Here is an 18,989-nt window from a genome sequence, read left to right as displayed (position 1 = left end):
CCGTACGGATCCGGTCAGGCAGCCCGCCGCAGCACACTCCGTACCGCCAGCGCCGCCATCGGCAGCAGCAGACACGCTCCCACCGCGTTCAGCCAGCCGTAGCCCGCACGGGCCACGATCAGCCCTGCCATCAGGCCGCCGAGGCCGGCCGCCGTGTTCATGATGAAGTCCGAAAGGCCCTGCGCCGCGGCCCTGGCTGCCTGCGGAACGGAGTCCGTGAGCAGTGCTGAGCCCGACACCAGGCCCGCCGACCAGCCCAGGCCGAGGACGAAGAGGCCCGCCGCGGTCTGCCCGTGGTTCGGACCCGCCGTGCCCGCGAGCAGCGCCGCCAGGGAGAGGAGCCCGACCGCGAGCCCGATGACGGAGATCCGGCCGAGACGGTCCGACAGCCAACCCATGACGGGGGAGAAGGCGTACATGCCGGCGATGTGCCCGCTGATCACGAGGCCGATCAGCTGGATCCCGGCCCCGTGATGGCTCAGTGCCACCGGGGTCATCGACATGATCGAGACCATCGCGGTCTGCGAGACGGCCACCGTCACCAGCGCGAGACGGGCTTTCGAGGACTTCCGTACGGCCCGCATCCCCGCCCGCAGCGAGCGGGCGTCGGCCTCCTGGTTCTCCTCCGGACCGGCCAGGGCGCGGGCCGTCAGCAGCGGGTCGGGGCGCAGCAGCAGCGTCACCATGAGCGCGGCGACCAGGAAGACGCCGGCCGCCCAGACGAAGGGCCCGGCGGCCGCCGGGATGCCGAGGCCCTCCACGCTCTCCCCGGCGGGCGCGGCGATGTTGGGGCCGAGGACGGCGCCGATGGTCGTGGCCCAGACGACGGTGGAGATGGCCCGCGCCCGGCGGTCCGGTTCGGCCAGGTCGGCCGCAGCGAACCTGGCCGCCAGGTTCCCCGAGGACGCGGCACCGAACCCGACCAGGCCGACGAGGAGCAGCGGGAAACTGTCGATGACCGCCCCGAGGACGACGACTCCGGCGCCCAGCGCCCCGATGAGATAGGCCAGCACGAGTCCGGGACGCCGCCCGCGCGAGCCCATCAGGGCGGCCAGCGGCATCGCGAGCAGCGCGGGACCGGCCACCGAGGCCGTCGAGGCGAGGCCCGACAGGGCCTCGGTGCCGCTGACCTCCTTGGCCAGGACGGCGGCGAGGGCGATGCCGGTGGCGATACCGAGCCCGCCGAGGATCTGTCCGGCGATCAGCACGGCCTGGATCCGTCGCCGGAGGGACGGGAGCGAGGCGGCCGTGACGGACTTGGATATCTCCGCCGGAAGCGCGGCGTCACGAGCGTCGGGGGTGTTGGTCACTTACGTGAGTGTGCCAGCCGTCCCCGCCCCTCAGAAGAGCGGTTGCGGCAGAACGCCCTCCAGGGCCAGCAGCGTGCGCTTGGTCTCCAGGCCGCCGCCGAAGCCGCCGATCCCGCCGTCGCTCTCCACCACCCGGTGGCACGGCACGACGACCGGCAGCGGGTTGGCGCCCATCGCCGCCCCGACGGCCTGGGCGGCGCCCGGCTGCCCGACCCGCTTCGCCAGATCCCCGTACCCCACGACGGTCCCGAACGGCACCCCGTCCGCCAGCTCCCGCAGCACTTGGCGGTTGAAGCCGGCCGTCAGCGTCCAGTCGAGGGGCAGGTCGAACGTGCGCCGCCCGCCCTCGAAGTACTCCGCGAGCTGCCGTATCGGCTCGGCGAGCCGGCCCGAGGCGCTGTGCACCGGCTCCGCGCCGAGCTGTCCCGCCAGCCGGTCGAGCGCCGCGTCCCGCACGGCCTCGTCGGCGTGGAAGACCACGCTCACCAGACCGCGATCGGTCGCCGCGAGCATCAGCGGGCCGATGTCGCTCGGCACGACCGCCCATTCCACCGTGGTGTCCATGACGATCACGGTACGACCCGCCACTGACATCGCGGCCGTCACGGACCGGTCTCGGCAAGGTCTCACCGACGGCAATTCCCGGACCTCGTGGTCGTCCGGCCATCCGCGCGCCATAATCTCGCCACGGCAGGACTACTCAGCGGTACCGACTGTTTTCGGACGACGTTGCACCACGGGTGGAGGACTCACGCTCATGCAGGGCACGGTCGACGGATTCAGCTACGGACTCGTCACTCCGGTCGCCGCCTACCTCATGGCCTGCCTCGGCGGTGCCCTGGGTCTGCGCTGCACCACGAGGTCGCTGCGCCACCGCGACACCTTCAAGGCCGGCTGGCTCGCCCTCGGGGCGACCTCGATAGGGACCGGCATCTGGACGATGCACTTCATCGCGATGATGGGCTTCTCCGTCCGACAGGCGCCCATCAGCTATGACCGCCCCCTCACCTTCGCCAGCCTGGGCGTCGCCATCCTGATGGTGGGCATCGGCATCTTCATCGTCGGCTACCGCGGCGCCACCGCGCTCACCCTCGTCACCGGCGGCACCATCACCGGCCTGGGCATCGCCACCATGCACTACCTCGGCATGGCGGGGATGCGACTCCAGGGCACCATCGACTACGACACCCTCACCGTCGCCCTCTCCGTCGTGATCGCCGTCGTCGCGGCCACCACCGCCCTCTGGGCGGCCGTCTCGGTCCATGGCTTTCCGGCCAGCCTCGGCGCCAGCCTGGTGATGGGACTCGCCGTCAGTGGTATGCACTACACCGCCATGGCGGCCGTCAACGTCCATGTGCACGGCCCGGGCGACGCCATGGGCAGCGGCGACTCCGCCACCTCGCTACTCCTCCCGATGCTGATCGGCCCCGCCGTCTTCCTGCTCCTTGCCGCGGTCGTCGTCATGTTCGACCCGCTGCTCGTCATGGGCGTCCCGGACTGGCAGCGGCCGGCGGCCCAGGGCGGGTACCGCCCCGGAGTGCCCGCGCCGCGCCGCGCACCGGCCTACGGCGAGCCCGCGAACTGGTCGGCCGCCCGCCGGCCGGCAGGCCGCGGCGGCCGCAAGCGCGTCGGCCGGGGCGCCCACGACTCGCAGGACTGGTGAGGAACCGGCTTCGTCATCCGACTGTCAGTCCCGGCTGTCAGCCCCGACTGTCAGTGGGGGGTCGTACGGTGGTCACATGCGGCCCGTTTCCCAGATCGAACGTACGGTGGCGCCTTTCGAGGTCGTCAGCCCCTACCAGCCCAGCGGCGACCAGCCGACGGCCATCGCCGACCTCGAGCGGCGCATCCGCGCGGGCGAGAAGGACGTCGTCCTCCTCGGCGCGACCGGCACCGGCAAGTCCGCCACCACCGCGTGGATGATCGAGAGGCTGCAGCGCCCCACGCTGGTGATGGCGCCGAACAAGACGCTGGCCGCCCAGCTGGCGAACGAGTTCCGCGAGCTCCTGCCGAACAACGCGGTCGAGTACTTCGTCTCGTACTACGACTACTACCAGCCCGAGGCGTACGTCCCGCAGTCGGACACCTACATCGAGAAGGACTCCTCGATCAACGAGGAGGTCGAGCGGCTCCGCCACTCCGCGACGAACTCGCTGCTCACCCGCCGTGACGTGGTCGTGGTCGCCTCCGTCTCCTGCATCTACGGCCTCGGTACGCCCCAGGAGTACGTGGACCGGATGGTCCCGCTCAAGGTCGGCGAGGAGATCGACCGGGACCAGCTGCTGCGCCGCTTCGTCGACATCCAGTACACGCGCAACGACCTGGCGTTCACCAGGGGCACCTTCCGGGTCCGCGGCGACACCATCGAGATCTTCCCGGTCTACGAGGAGCTCGCCGTCCGCATCGAGATGTTCGGCGACGAGATCGAGGCCCTGTCCACGCTGCACCCGCTCACCGGCGAGGTGATCAGCGACGACCACGAGCTGTACATCTTCCCCGCCAGCCACTACATCGCCGGCCCGGAGCGGATGCAGAACGCCATCCGCGGCATCGAGACCGAACTCGCCGAGCGGCTGGCCGAGCTGGAGAAGCAGGGCAAGCTGCTGGAGGCCCAGCGGCTGCGCATGCGCACCACGTACGACCTGGAGATGATGCAGCAGATCGGCTCCTGCTCCGGCATCGAGAACTACTCGCTGCACCTGGACGGCCGCGAGCCGGGCTCCGCGCCCAACACCCTCATCGACTACTTCCCCGAGGACTTCCTCCTCGTCATCGACGAGTCGCATGTCACCGTGCCGCAGATCGGCGCGATGTACGAGGGCGACGCCTCACGCAAGCGCACCCTCGTCGAGCACGGCTTCCGCCTGCCGTCCGCGCTCGACAACCGCCCGCTGAAGTGGGAGGAGTTCCAGAAGCGGATCGGCCAGACGGTCTACCTCTCGGCCACCCCCGGCACGTACGAGCTGTCGCGCTCCGACGGCTTCGTCGAGCAGATCATCCGCCCCACCGGCCTGGTCGACCCCGAGGTCGTCGTCAAGCCCACCGAGGGCCAGATCGACGACCTGGTCCACGAGATCCGGCTGCGCACCGAGAAGGACGAGCGGGTCCTCGTCACCACGCTCACCAAGAAGATGGCCGAGGACCTCACCGACTACTTCCTGGAGCTCGGCATCCAGGTCCGCTATCTGCACAGCGATGTCGACACCCTGCGCCGTATCGAGCTGCTCCGCGAGCTGCGTTCCGGCGAGTACGACGTCCTGGTCGGCATCAACCTGCTCCGTGAGGGTCTCGACCTGCCCGAGGTCTCGCTCGTCGCCATCCTCGACGCCGACAAGCAGGGCTTCCTGCGCTCCGGCACCTCGCTGATCCAGACCATCGGCCGCGCGGCGCGCAACGTCTCGGGACAGGTCCACATGTACGCGGACACCGTCACGCCGGCGATGGAGAAGGCCATCGACGAGACCAACCGGCGCCGCGAGAAGCAGATCGCGTACAACACCGCCAACGGCATCGACCCGCAGCCGCTGCGCAAGAAGATCAACGACATCGTCGCCACCATCGCCCGCGAGGAGGTCGACACCAGGGACCTGCTCGCCACCGGCATCGGCCAGAGCAAGGACGGCAAGGGCGCCAAGGCGGCCGTCCCCTCCCTCGCCGTGCACTCCACCAAGGCCAAGGCCAAGGCCAAGGCCAAGGGCGGCAAGGCGGGCACCACGGTCGAGCTCGGCGACCGCCCGGCCACCGAACTGGCCGCGATCATCGAGGAGATGACCGACCGGATGCGCGCCGCAGCGGCGGAGCTCCAGTTCGAGGTGGCCGCCCGGCTGCGCGACGAAGTGGGGGAGCTGAAGAAGGAGTTGCGCCAGATGAAGGAGGCGGGACTCGCCTGACGTTCCGGGCGCTCCGGACGCTCCGGCGCGCGCCCGGTGTGTTGCAAGACCGATACAAAACGCGACCGCGGCTGCTGCGTTGTCACTGCCCCTGCGTAGGGTGCTGGGCAACCGCACGCACAGCGGAGGCGGCGGCGGGGATCGCTAGAGAGGGGACAGCGCGTGACGGTCAACATGACCAAGGGTCAGGCCATCAGCCTGGAGAAGCAGGGCGGGGGCAGCCTGTCGTCCGTACGGATGGGGCTCGGCTGGCAGGCGGCACCCCGCCGCGGCCTGTTCGGTTCGCGTACGCGCGAGATCGACCTGGACGCCTCCGCGGTGCTCTTCGCCGACAAGCAGCCGGTGGACGTGGTCTTCTTCCGGCACCTGGTCAGTGACGACGGCTCGGTCCGGCACACCGGCGACAACCTGGTGGGCGGCGTGGGCCAGGGCGGCGACGACGAGGCGATCCTGGTCGACCTCCAGCGCGTCCCCGTCCACATCGACCAGATCGTCTTCACGGTGAACTCCTTCACCGGGCAGACGTTCCAGGAGGTGCAGAACGCGTTCTGCCGGATCGTCGACGAGACCAACGGCCAGGAGCTCGCGCGCTACACCCTGGACGGCGGCGGCCAGTACACCGCGCAGATCATGGCGAAGGTGCACCGGGCGGGCTCCGGCTGGCAGATGACCGCCCTGGGCAACCCGGCCAACGGCCGGACGTTCCAGGACCTCATGCCCGCGATCCTGCCGCACCTCTAGGACGGCACCGCAGGCGCACCCACAGCTCCCGGAGGCAGCAGGCCGCCGGGAGCTGTCCCGCATCACCATTGGATCCGAGGGGACAGAGTCGATGACGGCCGAGCTGGTCCGGGGGCAGAACCACCCCCTGCCCGACACCCGACTGGAGATCCGGGTCTCGGCCGGTCATCCGGTCGTCGCCGGAGCCACGCTCGGCGACGAACAGGGCCGGGTCGCCGGCGTCGAGTGGATAGCCCACCCCGGCTCGCCCTCGCTGCCCGGCGTCGACGTCTCCCAGCAGGCCGCCGCCGACCACCGCCTCGCCGTCGACCTGGAAGCGGTCCCCGCGGTCGTGCACCGCCTCTCGGTCCTGCTGGCGCTGCCCGTCGGCGTCGGCGGCCCGACCCGCTTCGGCGCCGTCGCGGCCCCCTTCGTCGCCGTCACCGGCCTCGACGGCACCGAGATCGCCACCTACACGATCACCGGCCTGGACCGCGAATCCGCCGTCGTCGCCCTGGAGTTGTACCGCCGCCAGGGTGCCTGGAAGGTGCGCGCCATGGGCCAGGGGTACGAGGGCGGGCTGGCCGCGATGCTCGGCGACCAGGGTCTCCAGCGCCCCGCCGACCTGGCCGCCTCGATCCTGGAGGCCGTGGCCAGAGGCCTGGCCCGCTCGGTCTCCGCCCCGCCTCCACGCGTGCCCGAGACGGAGCGCGTACGCCACTCGGCGCCGACGACGGCCGCGGAGCCGATGTCCGCCCCGGAGCCGATGTCCGCCCTGGACCCGGCTCCCACCCTGCCGGTGACCCCGCCGCCCGCGCCGCCCGCCCAGGCGACCGGCGCGGGCGGAACGACCGGCCCCATCAGCTACGCCCATCCCCGCCGGCAGGCGGCCGCCGCACCCGAGCCGCAGCAGGCCCCGCCCGTGCCCGTCGCCGGGGACGCCAGCGGCTGGTCCATGGACGAGCGGCTCTACAACCAGGTGTGGGGCATGTTCGAGGACCTGGCCCGCACCACCGCCGCGTACCGCAGCGCCTGCGACTTCGCCGAGTCACGGCTCGACAAGGAGCTCGACAGCGTGCTCTCCGACCCGCGCAGCCGCATCGGCGGCGGCGGGGACGCCGCCCGCGAGGCGGCCCGCGCCAAGCACGACGAGCTGACCGCACGCGCCCAGGAGGCGCTGGACCGTGACCTGGCCCAGCTCGCCGCCGAGTCCGACGTCGTCGAACCGGCGCTGCCCGCCGCCTACGCCCGCTGGGACAACCCTGTCTGGCACGCCTACCGGGTCCCCATGGAGGCTCCGATGGCGGTGCGCCTGGGCGATCTGCACCTCCCCGAGCGGACCGATCTGCGCATCCCCATGCTGGTCCGGCTCCCTCTTGAGCGCGGGCTCTGGGTGGACAGCGGAAGAGGGCGCTCCGAGGCGGCGGGGCTGCTCGACGAGGCCGAGCTGCGCCGGCTCGCGATGGACACCGCGGTCGCGCACGCGGCGCGGCTGCTTGCGGTGTACCCGCCGGGAGAGTTCACGGTCCATGTCCTCGACCCGGCGGGCTCGGGCGCGACGGCGCTCGCCCCGCTCGTCGAGGCGGGTGTCCTTGCCGGTCCGCCGGCCGCCGGAGCGGCCGGGGTCCAGGCCGTCCTCGCCCAGCTCACCGAGCGTGTGGACCTGGTCCAGATGGCGCTGCGGGCGGGCGCCCCCGACGCGCTGCCGCCCGGCATGGACACCGCCGAGCAGCTGCTGATCGTCCATGATTTCCCGCACGGTTTCGACGACCGGACGGTCACTCAACTCCGTTACCTCGCGGACGAGGGCCCGGCGGTCGGCGTCCATCTCCTGATGGTCGCGGACCGCGAGGACGCCTCCGCGTACGGCCCGGTGCTCGACCCGCTGTGGCGTTCGCTGCTGCGGATCACTCCCGTACCGGACGATCACCTCGCCGACCCGTGGGTCGGCCATGCCTGGACGTACGAGCCGCCGCTCTTCCCGCCCGGCAGCCGCGTGCTGCCCCAGGTCCTTGCGCAGGTCGCCGAAGCCCGTCACAACTGGGGCCGCTGACCTGCGCCTTTGAGGGCTCTTTGCCCTTACCTTTACCTTCTCTTGGTTCTTCGGGTACTGTTCTCGGCGCGGAGGGGAGTACTCCCCATGTGCGGCGTTCCCGTCAATACGGACGTACCCCGAGCGGGGTCGATCCCGGGGCGCCGGCCCGGCCCGTCGTGTACGGACCGGGTGGAAGAGACCTCCGGCAGCGACGACGCTGATCAAGTAGCCGTACGACGCCGGAGGCGCAGTGGACGTTTCGACGACTCTCTGGGTGCTGACCATTCTCGGTCTGGGCGCCCTCATCGCGATCGACTTCTTCATCGGGCGCAAGCCCCATGACGTGTCGGTCAAGGAAGCCGGAATCTGGACGGTCGTCTGGATCGTCCTGGCCGCGCTCTTCGGCCTCGGCCTGCTGATATTCGGCACCAGCCAGGCGTCCGGCGAGTTCTTCGCCGGGTTCATCACCGAGAAGTCGCTCAGCGTCGACAATCTCTTCGTCTTCGTCCTGATCATGGCGAAGTTCTCGGTGCCCTCCCACCTCCAGCAGCGCGTGCTGCTCGTGGGTGTGCTGATCGCCCTGGTCCTGCGCGCGATCTTCATCGCCGCCGGCGCCGCGGTCATCGCCAACTTCTCGTGGGTCTTCTACCTCTTCGGCGCGTTCCTGATCTTCACCGCCTGGAAGCTCATCCAGGAGGCGCGCTCCGACGAGGAGGAGGACGAGTTCGAGGAGAACCGTCTCCTCAAGTCCATCGAGAACAAGTTCGGCGTCGCCGACAAGTACCACGGCACGAAGCTCTTCCTGAAGGTCAACGGCAAGCGTGTGCTGACCCCGCTGATGGTCGTCATGCTCGCCATCGGTACGACCGACGTCCTCTTCGCCCTCGACTCGATCCCGGCGATCTTCGGCCTGACCCAGGACCCGTACATCGTCTTCACCGCCAACGCCTTCGCGCTGATGGGTCTGCGGCAGCTGTACTTCCTGATCGGCGGCCTGCTCAAGAAGCTGGTCCACCTCAGCTATGGCCTGTCGGTGATCCTCGGCTTCATCGGGGTGAAGCTGGTGCTGCACGCCCTGCACGAGTCCGGGGTCCACGTCCCCGAGATCTCCATCCCGTTCTCGCTTGCGGTGATCTGCGGCGTCCTGATCGTCACCACGATCACCAGCCTGATCGCCTCCAGGAAGCAGGCGGAGCGCGAGGCCGCCGAGGCCCCGACGGCCCCCGTCGTGGAGGCGGGCGAGACCGAGAAGGACAGCGTCGGCGCCTGACCGCGTACGGCGCACGGAACGCACCGCGGCCGGTGCGGGCGGCACACCACCGCCCGTACCGGCCGCTTCGCGTGCTACGCGGGAACCTTCTCGGGCGCTTCCTCGCGGGCCGGCAGCGTCTCCGGCAGCAGGGCGAAGCAGCCCAGGCTCACCAGCGCCACCACCGTCAGATACGCCGCCACGCCCCAGGGCGGGCCCGAGCCCGCGGACACCGCCGTGGCCACGATCGGGGTCAGGGCGCCGCCCAGGACGCCCGCCAGGTTGTAGCCGACGGCCGCGCCCGTGCACCGCACCCTCGGCTCGTAGAGCTCGGGGAGGTACGCGGCGACCACCGCGAACATCGTGATGAAGGCCAACAGGGCGCCCGCGAAGCCGAGGAACATCAGCATCGGCTGGGCGGTGTGCAGCAGCCCGATCATCGGGAACATCCAGACCGCCGAGGCTGCGCACCCGGCCAGACAGAGCGGCCGCCGACCGAAGCGGTCGCCCAGGATCGCCACGAAGGGGGTCACCACCCCGCTGATCGCGACCGCAGCCATGACACAGACCAGCATCACCGTACGGCTCACGCCGAGCCGCTCGGTGCCGTACGCCAGCGCCCAGGTGGAGACCGTGTAGAAGACGGCGTACCCGACCGCCAGCGCACCGGCCGTCAGGAGCACCAGACGCCAGTGCCCGCGAGCCACCTCCGCCAGCGGCGCGTTCGCCCGCTGCCCGGTCTCCGCCAGCTCCTGGAACTGCGGGGTCTCCGCCAGCGAGGAGCGGAGCAGCAGCCCACCCGCGGCGAGCAGACCCGCGGCCCAGAAGGGCACCCGCCACCCCCACTCGCGGAACTGTGCGTCGGTCAGCCCGGCGGAGAGCGCCAGCATCACGCCGTTGGCCAGCAGAAAGCCCACCGGCGGACCGATCTGCGGAAAGCTCGCCCACAGCGCCCGCCGCCGCTCCGGCGCGTGCTCGGCTGTGAGCAGCACCGCCCCGCCCCACTCGCCACCGAGCCCCAGACCCTGCAGGAAGCGCAGCACGAGCAGCAGGACGGGGGCGGTGAGGCCGAGAGTCGCGTACGAGGGGACACAGCCGACCGCGACCGTGGCGCAGCCGGTCAGGATCAGCGAGGCGAACATGACAGGGCGGCGCCCGTAGCGGTCGCCGACATGCCCGAAGAGGGCGGAACCGAGCGGGCGGGCCACGAAGCCGACGGCGAAGGTACCGAAGGCCGCGAGCGTCCCGGCGACGGGGGAGAAGGTCGGGAAGAAGAGCGGTCCGAGGACGAGCGCGGCGGCGGTCCCGTAGACGAAGAAGTCGAAGAACTCGATGGCCGTGCCGACGAGGGAGGCGGCGGCGAGCCGCACCATCGACGGTGGACGCGGAGAGTGACTGTGGCGCATGTCGCGCCAACTACCCGGCGCCCGCCGGAGTTACGGGGGCGTACGGAAGCACGCGGCCGCGGACCGCGCGCCCGTGCCGGTCAGGGCCGGTCAGGACCGTCCGGGAGGCGTCACCAGCCGCGCGCGTGCCACTCGGGCAGGTGCGGCCGCTCGTCACCGAGCGTGGTGTCCCTGCCGTGGCCCGGGTACACCCAGCTCTCGTCCGGAAGGACCTCGAAGAGCTTGGTCTCCACGTCATGGATCAGGCTCGCGAAGGCCTTCGGGTCCTTCCAGGTGTTGCCGACGCCGCCGGGGAACAGGCAGTCGCCGGTGAAGACGTGCGGATGTCCCTGCGGGTCGTCGTAGATCAGCGCGATCGAGCCGGGCGTGTGCCCGACCAGCCGGCGGGCGGTCAGCTCGACCCGGCCGACCTTGATCGTGTCGCCGTCCTCGACCAGGACGTCCGTCGGGACGGGGATGCCCTCGGCGTCGTACGCACCGGCGTACGTCCGCGCCCCGGTCGCCGCGACCACCTCGGCGAGCGCCTGCCAGTGGTCGGCGTGCCGGTGGGTGGTGACGACGGACGCGATGCCGTCGTCACCGATCAGCGTCAGGAGCGTGCCGGCCTCGTTGGCCGCGTCGATCAGCAGCTGCTCGCCGGTGGCCCGGCAGCGCAGCAGATACGCGTTGTTGTCCATCGGGCCGACGGCGACCTTGGAGATCATCAGGTCCGTCAGCTCGTGCACATCGGCGGGCCCGCCGACCTTCACAGCTCCGCTGTACGTCATGGGCTCAGCCTATCGCCGGGCACCGACAGGCGGGGTCCCAACGGCCGGGACTACAGGGGCGGGAGCGTCGGAAGCGGGCCGCCCTCGACCTTCAGGGCGGAGCCGTCGCGGCGGCCCGCGAGCCAGCCGAGCAGCTCGGGGGCGGGCCCCGAGACGGCCACCGGGCCGCCCTCGGCGCCGCCGCCGGTCGTCCAGGTCATGTCGTCCTGGAAGCCGCCGTCAGGCGTCCAGCCGCGGCCGTCCTGGGTGCGGATCTGGGTCGCCGGCACCTCCTTGTGGCCCTTGAAACGGTCCGCCAGGAAGTCGATCTCCCGCAGGACGAACTCCTCCGGCAGGTCCTCCAGCTCGTAGCCGGCCCCCAGGTCGACGTGGTGCAGGGCGACCTCCACCCAGCGGCGGAAGGGGACGCGGGCCGCCCGGTCCGTGACGCCGTTGCGGAGCTCCACGATCCGCTCCCAGTCGGCGGGCTCGGCGCCCACGGCCTGGAAGCGCTCGCCGCTCTCGCGGATGTCGGCGAGCTGGACGTCGAGCGGGCGCGGGGCGTCGCGCTCGATGTCGGCGTCGCGGGTCGCGGCGTCCGGGTACATGGGCCGGCCCTGGAGGACGTTCACCAGAGCGTCGGCGTTGCGGGCGATATGGGCCAGGACATGGCCGCGGGTCCAGCCGGGAAGCCGTGACGGCTCGGCGACCGTCGCGTTGTCCCATGAGGCGGCTGCGTCGAGGAGCCGCTCGGTCGCTTCACGTACAGAGGCCAGGTCACGCACAGGGTCGATCATGAGGCCGACCCTAACGCGGCCACTCGTTCGGGTGAAGCGGTCGACGCGAGGCCGGAATTCGAATGTGCGTGCTATAGGCTCGGTGGAAGCATCCGGCATCCTTGGTTGTTGGGTACTCACGCACATCCAGGTACTTCCAGGCATATCTGCGACCCGCACTCCTGTGCCTCCGCTCTCTCAAGAAAGGTGCGGACCGGCGTGGCCGACCGTCTCATCGTTCGTGGCGCTCGCGAGCACAACCTCAAGAACGTCTCGCTCGACCTCCCCCGCGACTCCCTCATCGTCTTCACCGGGCTGTCCGGGTCGGGGAAGTCCTCCCTCGCGTTCGACACGATCTTCGCGGAGGGACAGCGCCGGTACGTCGAGTCGCTCTCGTCGTACGCCCGGCAGTTCCTCGGCCAGATGGACAAGCCGGACGTCGACTTCATCGAGGGTCTCTCGCCCGCCGTCTCCATCGACCAGAAGTCGACCTCGCGCAACCCGCGCTCGACGGTCGGCACCATCACCGAGGTCTACGACTACCTCCGCCTGCTCTTCGCGCGCATCGGCAAGCCGCACTGTCCCGAGTGCCGCCGCCCGATCTCCCGCCAGTCGCCGCAGGCCATCGTTGACAAGGTCCTGGAGCTGCCCGAGGGCAGCCGCTTCCAGGTCCTCTCGCCGCTCGTGCGCGAGCGCAAGGGCGAGTTCGTCGACCTCTTCGCCGACCTCCAGACCAAGGGCTACAGCAGGGCGCGAGTGGACGGGCAGACCATCCAGCTCAGCGAGCCGCCCACGCTGAAGAAGCAGGAGAAGCACACGATCGAGGTGGTCGTCGACCGTCTCACCGTGAAGGACAGCGCCAAGCGCCGGCTCACCGACTCCGTCGAGACCGCCCTCGGGCTCTCCGGCGGCATGGTCGTCCTGGACTTTGTCGACCTCGCCGAGGACGACCCCGAGCGCGAGCGGATGTACTCGGAGCACCTCTACTGCCCGTACGACGACCTCTCCTTCGAGGAGCTGGAGCCGCGCTCCTTCTCCTTCAACTCGCCCTTCGGCGCCTGCCCGGACTGCACCGGCATCGGCACGCGCATGGAGGTCGACCCCGAGCTGATCGTCCCGGACGAGGACCGCACGCTCGACGCGGGCGCCATCCACCCCTGGTCGCACGGCCACACCAAGGAGTACTTCGGCCGGCTCATCGGCGGCCTCGCCCAGGCACTCGGCTTCCGTACGGACATCCCGTACGCGGGACTCCCGGCGCGGGCCAAGAAGGCCCTGATGTACGGCCACAAGACCCAGGTCGAGGTCCGCTACCGCAACCGGTACGGACGCGAGCGGGCGTACACCACCCCGGCCTTCGAAGGCGCCGTCTCCTTCGTCAAGCGCCGGCACAGCGAGGCCGAGAGCGACTCCAGCCGTGAGCGCTTCGAGGGCTACATGCGCGAGGTGCCCTGCCCGACCTGTGAGGGCTCCCGCCTCAAGCCGATCGTCCTCGCCGTCACGGTCATGGAGCGGTCCATCGCCGAGGTCTCGGCGATGTCGATCAGCGAGTGCGCCGACTTCCTCGGCCGCCTGAAGCTCAATGCCCGGGACAAGAAGATCGCCGAGCGGGTCCTGAAGGAGGTCAACGAGCGGCTGCGGTTCCTGGTCGACGTCGGCCTCGACTACCTCTCCCTCAACCGCGCGGCCGGCACGCTCTCCGGCGGCGAGGCCCAGCGCATCCGGCTCGCCACCCAGATCGGCTCCGGCCTGGTCGGCGTGCTCTACGTCCTGGACGAGCCGTCCATCGGCCTCCACCAGCGCGACAACCACCGGCTCATCGAGACCCTGGTCCGGCTGCGGGACATGGGCAACACGCTCATCGTGGTCGAGCACGACGAGGACACCATCAAGGTCGCCGACTGGGTCGTGGACATCGGCCCCGGCGCCGGAGAGCACGGCGGCAAGGTCGTCCACTCCGGCCCCTTGAAGGAGCTGCTCTCCAACAAGGAGTCGATGACCGGGCAGTACCTGTCGGGCCGCAAGGCCATCGGGATGCCGGACATCCGACGCCCCGTCGACCCCTCGCGCCGGCTCACGGTGCACGGTGCCCGCGAGAACAACCTGCGGGACATCGACGTCTCCTTCCCGCTGGGCGTCCTCACGGCCGTCACCGGAGTCTCCGGCTCCGGCAAGTCGACGCTGGTCAACGACATCCTCTACACCCACCTGGCGCGCGAGCTGAACGGCGCCAAGTCGGTGCCCGGGCGGCACACGCGCGTGGACGGCGACGACCTCGTGGACAAGGTCGTGCACGTCGACCAGTCGCCGATCGGCCGCACGCCGCGGTCGAACCCGGCGACGTACACCGGAGTCTTCGACCACGTCCGCAAGCTCTTCGCCGAGACGATGGAGGCGAAGGTCCGCGGCTATCTGCCGGGCCGGTTCTCCTTCAACGTCAAGGGCGGCCGCTGCGAGAACTGCTCCGGCGACGGCACGATCAAGATCGAGATGAACTTCCTCCCGGACGTCTACGTCCCGTGCGAGGTCTGCCACGGCGCCCGGTACAACCGGGAGACCCTGGAGGTCCACTACAAGGGCAAGTCCATCGCCGAGGTCCTGGACATGCCGATCGAGGAGGCCCTGGACTTCTTCGAGGCGGTCCCGACGATCGCGCGCCATCTCCGCACGCTCCACGAGGTCGGCCTCGGGTACGTCCGGCTCGGCCAGTCCGCGCCGACGCTCTCGGGTGGTGAGGCGCAGCGCGTGAAGCTCGCCTCCGAGCTCCAGAAGCGGTCGACGGGCAGCACGGTCTACGTCCTGGACGAGCCGACCACGGGTCTGCACTTCGACGACATCTCGAAGCTGATCAAGGTCCTGTCGGGTCTGGTCGACAAGGGCAACACGGTGATCGTCATCGAGCACAACCTCGACGTCGTCAAGACCGCGGACTGGGTCATCGACATGGGCCCGGAGGGCGGCAGCGGCGGCGGTCTGGTGATCGCCGAGGGCACGCCGGAGGAGGTCGCGTCGGTTCCGGCGAGCCACACCGGCAAGTTCCTCCGCGAGATCCTGGGCGCGGACCGCATCAGCGACGCGACGGTGCCGGCGGCGCGGAGCCCGAAGCGGGCCCCGGCCAAGAAGGCCGCCGTGAAGAAGGCCGCCCCCGCCCAGAAGACGGCGGCGCGGGCCCGCAAGGCGTGACGGCGGGGGGCTGGGGCGGCTGTCGCGGCCCCAGCCCCGAAGCGGGGGCTCCGCGCCAGTACCCCGTAGGGCCGAGGCTCCCCCCAGTACCCGTAGGCCCGGGGCTCCGCCCCGGCACCCCGCAGGCCGGGGCTCCGCCCGCAGCCACGTGCCGTAGGTCGCGCCACGGCCGACGGCTCGTACGCGGCACCGGGGCTCCGGCCCCGGCCCCGAGCCCGTGCCACGGGCTGCGCCATGGTCCGGCCGGTGGCCTGGGGGCCGTCAGGGGCGTGGCCCGTACATGGTGTGGGGCTCCTGGCCCCGAGCCCCGGTGCCGTCGGCTGCGCCGTGGGGGTACGGGGTTCGGCCCTGGGGCGAGTTTCGGCTTCGGTCAGACCTTCAGCTCGCTCGCGTACGGGGGTTCCGCGCCCGGGCGGGTGCAGGTGAGGGCCGCCGCTCGGGCCGCGTAGGACAGAAGGGCGGACCAGGCGGCGGCGTCCAGGGAGTGCGGCGCGCGGTCGCCCAGGCCGTGCAGCAGCGCCGCGTTCACCGTGTCGCCCGCGCCTATCGTGTCCGCGACCTCGACACGTACGGGCGGTACCGACACCTCGAAGGACCGGGTGTGGACCGTCAGGCCCGCCCCGCCGCGGGTCAGGACGACCGCCGACGGCCCCCTCTCCAGCCACTGCGCCGGCGCGCCGCCCAGCCAGGCCGCGTCCTCCGCCGAGAGCTTCAGGAGCGAGACGTACGGCAGCCAGGACGCGAAGCGCTCGCGGTAGGCCGCCGCGTCCGGGATCAGTCCCGGGCGGATGTTGGGGTCGAGGAGCGTCAGTGCGCCGCGCTCCGCCTCCCGCCGCAAAAGCGCCTCGTACGCGCTCGCGCCCGGCTCGAGCGCCAGCGAACACGTGCCGAACGCCACCGCCCGCACCTCCTCGGGCAGCCGTTCCGGCAGCGCGAAGAGCCGGTCGGCCGTGCCCTCGACGTAGAAGCCGTACTCCGCCGAGCCGTCGGCGCCCACCGAGGCGACCGCAAGGGTCGTCGGCTCCGGGCCGCGCTGGACGAGCCCCGTCGCCACCCCCGCCTCCCGCAGCCCTCCCATCAGCGCCTCGCCGAACGCGTCGGTCGAGACCCGCGAGCAGAAGGAGACCCCGGCGCCCAGCCGGCCCAGGGCCACGGCCGTGTTGTACGGGCCTCCGCCCTTGCGCGGAACCAGCGCGGGCAGCGGTCCGGCGCCCCCGTCCGGGACCAGATCGATCAGGGACTCACCAGCGACGACGATCACGTCGGCGAACGTAACCCATGCCCCACCGGCCACGACAGCCCCCGCGCAGGCCCGTACGGACCCGCCGGTATCGTCGGTTCGGTCACCTCTTGCCCCGATCCCACCGTGGAGCGCTCATGTCCGGCCAGTCCACCCGCCGCACCGTACTGAAAGGCGCCGCCCTCGCCGGTGCCGCCGGGCTGGGTGTCGCCGCCTGCTCCACGGAGTCCAAGCTCGGGCATGCCCAGGTCCCGACCCCGACCGCCCCGGTCACCCTCGGCGCCCCCGAGGACGTGCCCGTCGGCGGGGCCAAGCTCTACCGCGAGCAGCGGGTCCTGGTGAGCTGCCCGGCCAAGGGCCAGTACAAGGCGTTCAGCGCCCAGTGCACCCACGCGGGCTGTGTCCTGGACAAGATCGAGAACAACGAGGGCAACTGCCCATGCCACGGCAGCCGCTTCGACGTGACCACCGGCAAGGCCCTCCAGGGCCCCGCGACCGTCCCGCTCCCCGAGGTCCCGGTGCGGATCGAGGGCGGAAAGCTCGTCGCGGGCCCGGAGGCGTAGCGCCCGAAGGCGTGGGACCCCCGAGGGGCCCCCGAGGGGCCCCCGATGCGTAGGACCCAGCGCCCGTGGTCGTAGGCCCTGGAGGCGCAGGGCCCCGCAGCGTATCCGCGCCTACGCCCAGTCCCAGTCGATCCCCAGGATCCCGGGCCGTACCCCCTGCTCCACCAGATGCACCGCGCGGTGCCGCCCGCTCAGCGTCAGATCCGAGCGGCCGCCGCGCGGCGCGCCCGCCGAGGCCTGGGCAAAGCGCCGGCACCGTACCGGCAGCGCCGCTTCGTCGAACCGCACCTGGAGCACGTACTGCCCGCCGGCGAAGCTGAACCCCCGGACGTACTCCCCGCTCGGACCGCCCGTCCCGTCCTCGAAGCCGTAGCCGAAGAGGTACGTGTCCCCCGCCCGCAGCCGCGCGTCGAACAGCAGCTCCGCGACGAGCACGCCCGTCTCCGCGTGCCACCGCACCCGCCCCGTCCGACAGTTCTCCGTCGCCCGCACCACCACCCGTGAGGGATCGCAGCCCGGATCGCCGTGGTGGATGGCCAGATAGCGGTCGATCCCGTCCCGGTGCGCCCGCACCACATGCTGCGAGTCGCGCCCCACCAGCTCCCGCCCCGCCCCGATCCGTACCCGCTCGTGATGGCCGACCGTGTGCAGCCCGCCGTCCACCGGCGACTCCATCTCGGCGAGCAGCGCCTCCACCGCGCCCGAGGCCTCCACGAGCGAACGGTACGAGCGGGCCGCCGGCCGCTCCACGTCACCGCGCGTCGCCGTGTCCTCCGCCAGCAGCCGGATCAGCGAGTTCCCCGGCAGCTGGAGGACCTCCTCCAGGGCGCGGACGGCCTTCATCGACTCCGGCCGCTGCGGGCGGCGGGCGCCCTGCTGCCAGTAACTGAGGCTCGTCACCCCGACCTTGACCCCTCGGTGGGCGAGATGGTGCTGCACCCGCTGGAGCGGAAGACCGCGCACCGCGAAGGCCGTGCGCAGCGCCAGATGGAACGGTCCGGTGTGCAGCAACTGCGCCAGATCGGCCTCGGTGTGCCCCACGGGGACTCCTCAGTGAACGTTCACGACGAAGGGGGCGGACCGTCGTGCCGCCGGGGGCGGGCCCGCAGGTGACGGGAAGGTGCGTGTTCACAGCCGGGTCACACCGTTCACAGCCCGCCGTCACCCCGCATTGAAGCGTGTTGACCCGTTCCGGACAACGTTCGATGCTCCAGAGCAGCGTCCGGACGCGCTCCTCCGACTCCCCACATCCCCACCCCCCACCCCCCACCTCGGGAGGAACGCGATGCGCAGTAGAAAGCTGTCCCTGGCGGCACTCGCCGCTGCCGCCCTCTTCCTGCTCCCCATGTCGTCGGCGACCGCCGCGCCGACGACCGAAGACGCCCTCGGGTCCAAGCGGCTGAACATCACCATGCAGGCGCAGCAGAAGACCAACTGGTGCTGGGCGGCCGGTGGCAACACCATCGCCACCTGGTTCGGCCGGAACTACAGCCAGAACCAGTTCTGCAACGCCGCCTTCAACCGGCAGCAGGGCTACGACTGCCCCAACAACCAGGCCACGCTCGGCAATGTGCAGACCGGCCTGCGCTGGGCGGGCGTCAACCCCGGCTCGTACGTGACGGGCTGGCTGCGCTACTCGACCGTGCAGACCGAGATCAACGCCGACCGGCCGGTCGAGACGCGGATCCAGTGGTCGAGCGGCGGCGGGCACATGCACGTGATCTACGGGTACGACGACGCGAACGGCTGGGTGTACTGGGGCGACCCCTGGCCCTCCAGCGACCGCTACAACTGGGCCTCGCACGCCTGGTACGTGGACAACGGCTCCTTCTCCTGGACGCACTCGCTCTACCGGATAGGGGCGTGACGGC

At 71.3% G+C, this 18,989-nt stretch carries 15 protein-coding genes; 8 read left to right on the top strand and 7 right to left on the bottom strand.

All coding sequences use genetic code 11. From position 1 onward, the window contains the following. Nucleotides 1-14 precede the first annotated feature (14 nt). The gene (locus tag ACZ4VI_RS20200) at nucleotides 15-1,310 is read right to left on the bottom strand and encodes an MFS transporter (RefSeq protein WP_468000901.1); all 1,296 of its coding nucleotides are present in this window, start codon (nucleotides 1,308-1,310) and stop codon (nucleotides 15-17) included. Between the two features lie 30 nt (nucleotides 1,311-1,340). After that, nucleotides 1,341-1,874 (bottom strand): methylated-DNA--[protein]-cysteine S-methyltransferase, encoded by a 534-nt coding sequence (locus tag ACZ4VI_RS20195; protein ID WP_468000899.1) that lies wholly within the window; start codon nucleotides 1,872-1,874, stop codon nucleotides 1,341-1,343. A gap of 193 nt (nucleotides 1,875-2,067) precedes the next feature. Here ACZ4VI_RS20195 and ACZ4VI_RS20190 point away from each other — a divergent pair, with 193 nt between their 5' ends. The 5 genes from ACZ4VI_RS20190 to ACZ4VI_RS20170 all read left to right on the top strand — a co-directional run bounded on the left by ACZ4VI_RS20190 (nucleotide 2,068) and on the right by ACZ4VI_RS20170 (nucleotide 9,225). Next, on the top strand, nucleotides 2,068-2,973 hold the full coding sequence (locus ACZ4VI_RS20190) for an MHYT domain-containing protein (RefSeq protein WP_468000897.1): 906 nt from the start codon (nucleotides 2,068-2,070) through the stop codon (nucleotides 2,971-2,973). A 76-nt stretch (nucleotides 2,974-3,049) separates the two neighbouring features. Further along, nucleotides 3,050-5,200, top strand: a complete 2,151-nt coding sequence (gene uvrB, locus ACZ4VI_RS20185) for an excinuclease ABC subunit UvrB (protein ID WP_468000895.1) — start codon at nucleotides 3,050-3,052, stop codon at nucleotides 5,198-5,200. A gap of 162 nt (nucleotides 5,201-5,362) precedes the next feature. Then, nucleotides 5,363-5,941: a TerD family protein gene (locus tag ACZ4VI_RS20180; protein ID WP_468000893.1), complete on the top strand. Its 579-nt coding sequence runs from the start codon at nucleotides 5,363-5,365 to the stop codon at nucleotides 5,939-5,941. Nucleotides 5,942-6,032: 91 nt separating this feature from the next. Further along, on the top strand, nucleotides 6,033-7,973 hold the full coding sequence (locus ACZ4VI_RS20175) for a TerD family protein (protein ID WP_468000891.1): 1,941 nt from the start codon (nucleotides 6,033-6,035) through the stop codon (nucleotides 7,971-7,973). A gap of 232 nt (nucleotides 7,974-8,205) precedes the next feature. After that, nucleotides 8,206-9,225, top strand: coding sequence for a TerC family protein (locus ACZ4VI_RS20170; protein WP_468000890.1), 1,020 nt, complete (start codon nucleotides 8,206-8,208; stop codon nucleotides 9,223-9,225). A gap of 74 nt (nucleotides 9,226-9,299) precedes the next feature. Here the strand turns inward: ACZ4VI_RS20170 and ACZ4VI_RS20165 are convergent, their stop codons facing one another. The 3 genes from ACZ4VI_RS20165 to ACZ4VI_RS20155 all read right to left on the bottom strand — a co-directional run bounded on the left by ACZ4VI_RS20165 (nucleotide 9,300) and on the right by ACZ4VI_RS20155 (nucleotide 12,153). Further along, on the bottom strand, nucleotides 9,300-10,577 hold the full coding sequence (locus ACZ4VI_RS20165; protein ID WP_468001152.1) for an MFS transporter: 1,278 nt from the start codon (nucleotides 10,575-10,577) through the stop codon (nucleotides 9,300-9,302). A gap of 143 nt (nucleotides 10,578-10,720) precedes the next feature. Further along, nucleotides 10,721-11,377 (bottom strand): MBL fold metallo-hydrolase, encoded by a 657-nt coding sequence (locus ACZ4VI_RS20160; protein ID WP_468000888.1) that lies wholly within the window; start codon nucleotides 11,375-11,377, stop codon nucleotides 10,721-10,723. Nucleotides 11,378-11,427: 50 nt separating this feature from the next. Beyond that, a complete protein-coding gene (locus ACZ4VI_RS20155; RefSeq protein ID WP_468000886.1) occupies nucleotides 11,428-12,153 on the bottom strand; it encodes a maleylpyruvate isomerase family mycothiol-dependent enzyme in 726 nt (241 codons plus the stop codon). A 198-nt stretch (nucleotides 12,154-12,351) separates the two neighbouring features. Between ACZ4VI_RS20155 and uvrA the strand changes: the two genes are divergently transcribed. Next, nucleotides 12,352-15,315 (top strand): excinuclease ABC subunit UvrA, encoded by a 2,964-nt coding sequence (gene uvrA / locus ACZ4VI_RS20150; RefSeq protein ID WP_468000885.1) that lies wholly within the window; start codon nucleotides 12,352-12,354, stop codon nucleotides 15,313-15,315. Between the two features lie 370 nt (nucleotides 15,316-15,685). On the opposite strand, the gene ACZ4VI_RS20145 is transcribed toward uvrA, so the two are convergent. Beyond that, the gene (locus tag ACZ4VI_RS20145) at nucleotides 15,686-16,576 is read right to left on the bottom strand and encodes a carbohydrate kinase family protein (RefSeq protein ID WP_468000883.1); all 891 of its coding nucleotides are present in this window, start codon (nucleotides 16,574-16,576) and stop codon (nucleotides 15,686-15,688) included. A 116-nt stretch (nucleotides 16,577-16,692) separates the two neighbouring features. On the opposite strand from ACZ4VI_RS20145, the gene ACZ4VI_RS20140 reads away from it, so the two are divergent. Beyond that, nucleotides 16,693-17,118, top strand: coding sequence for a Rieske (2Fe-2S) protein (locus ACZ4VI_RS20140; RefSeq protein WP_468000882.1), 426 nt, complete (start codon nucleotides 16,693-16,695; stop codon nucleotides 17,116-17,118). Nucleotides 17,119-17,229: 111 nt separating this feature from the next. Here the strand turns inward: ACZ4VI_RS20140 and ACZ4VI_RS20135 are convergent, their stop codons facing one another. Continuing rightward, the gene (locus ACZ4VI_RS20135; RefSeq protein ID WP_468000881.1) at nucleotides 17,230-18,159 is read right to left on the bottom strand and encodes a hypothetical protein; all 930 of its coding nucleotides are present in this window, start codon (nucleotides 18,157-18,159) and stop codon (nucleotides 17,230-17,232) included. A 244-nt stretch (nucleotides 18,160-18,403) separates the two neighbouring features. On the opposite strand from ACZ4VI_RS20135, the gene ACZ4VI_RS20130 reads away from it, so the two are divergent. Continuing rightward, complete coding sequence (locus ACZ4VI_RS20130; protein WP_468000879.1) at nucleotides 18,404-18,985, top strand: papain-like cysteine protease family protein; 582 nt, start codon at nucleotides 18,404-18,406, stop codon at nucleotides 18,983-18,985. Nucleotides 18,986-18,989: the final 4 nt, after the last annotated feature.

It is taken from the genome of Streptomyces sp. NPDC029169 (assembly GCF_055563935.1).
This window is presented reverse-complemented; position numbering and strand designations above follow the sequence as displayed.

Excerpts from the sequence above, each read along its gene's own strand:
- ACZ4VI_RS20130 (WP_468000879.1), top strand. The coding sequence starts at position 18,404 with ATGCGCAGTAGAAAGCTGTCCCTGGCGGCACTCGCCGCTGCCGCCCTC.
- ACZ4VI_RS20175 (WP_468000891.1), top strand. The coding sequence starts at position 6,033 with ATGACGGCCGAGCTGGTCCGGGGGCAGAACCACCCCCTGCCCGACACC.
- ACZ4VI_RS20190 (WP_468000897.1), top strand. The coding sequence starts at position 2,068 with ATGCAGGGCACGGTCGACGGATTCAGCTACGGACTCGTCACTCCGGTC.
- ACZ4VI_RS20140 (WP_468000882.1), top strand. The coding sequence starts at position 16,693 with ATGTCCGGCCAGTCCACCCGCCGCACCGTACTGAAAGGCGCCGCCCTC.
- ACZ4VI_RS20160 (WP_468000888.1), bottom strand. The coding sequence starts at position 11,377 with ATGACGTACAGCGGAGCTGTGAAGGTCGGCGGGCCCGCCGATGTGCAC.
- ACZ4VI_RS20155 (WP_468000886.1), bottom strand. The coding sequence starts at position 12,153 with ATGATCGACCCTGTGCGTGACCTGGCCTCTGTACGTGAAGCGACCGAG.
- ACZ4VI_RS20165 (WP_468001152.1), bottom strand. The coding sequence starts at position 10,577 with ATGGTGCGGCTCGCCGCCGCCTCCCTCGTCGGCACGGCCATCGAGTTC.
- uvrB (WP_468000895.1), top strand. The coding sequence starts at position 3,050 with ATGCGGCCCGTTTCCCAGATCGAACGTACGGTGGCGCCTTTCGAGGTC.
- ACZ4VI_RS20195 (WP_468000899.1), bottom strand. The coding sequence starts at position 1,874 with ATGGACACCACGGTGGAATGGGCGGTCGTGCCGAGCGACATCGGCCCG.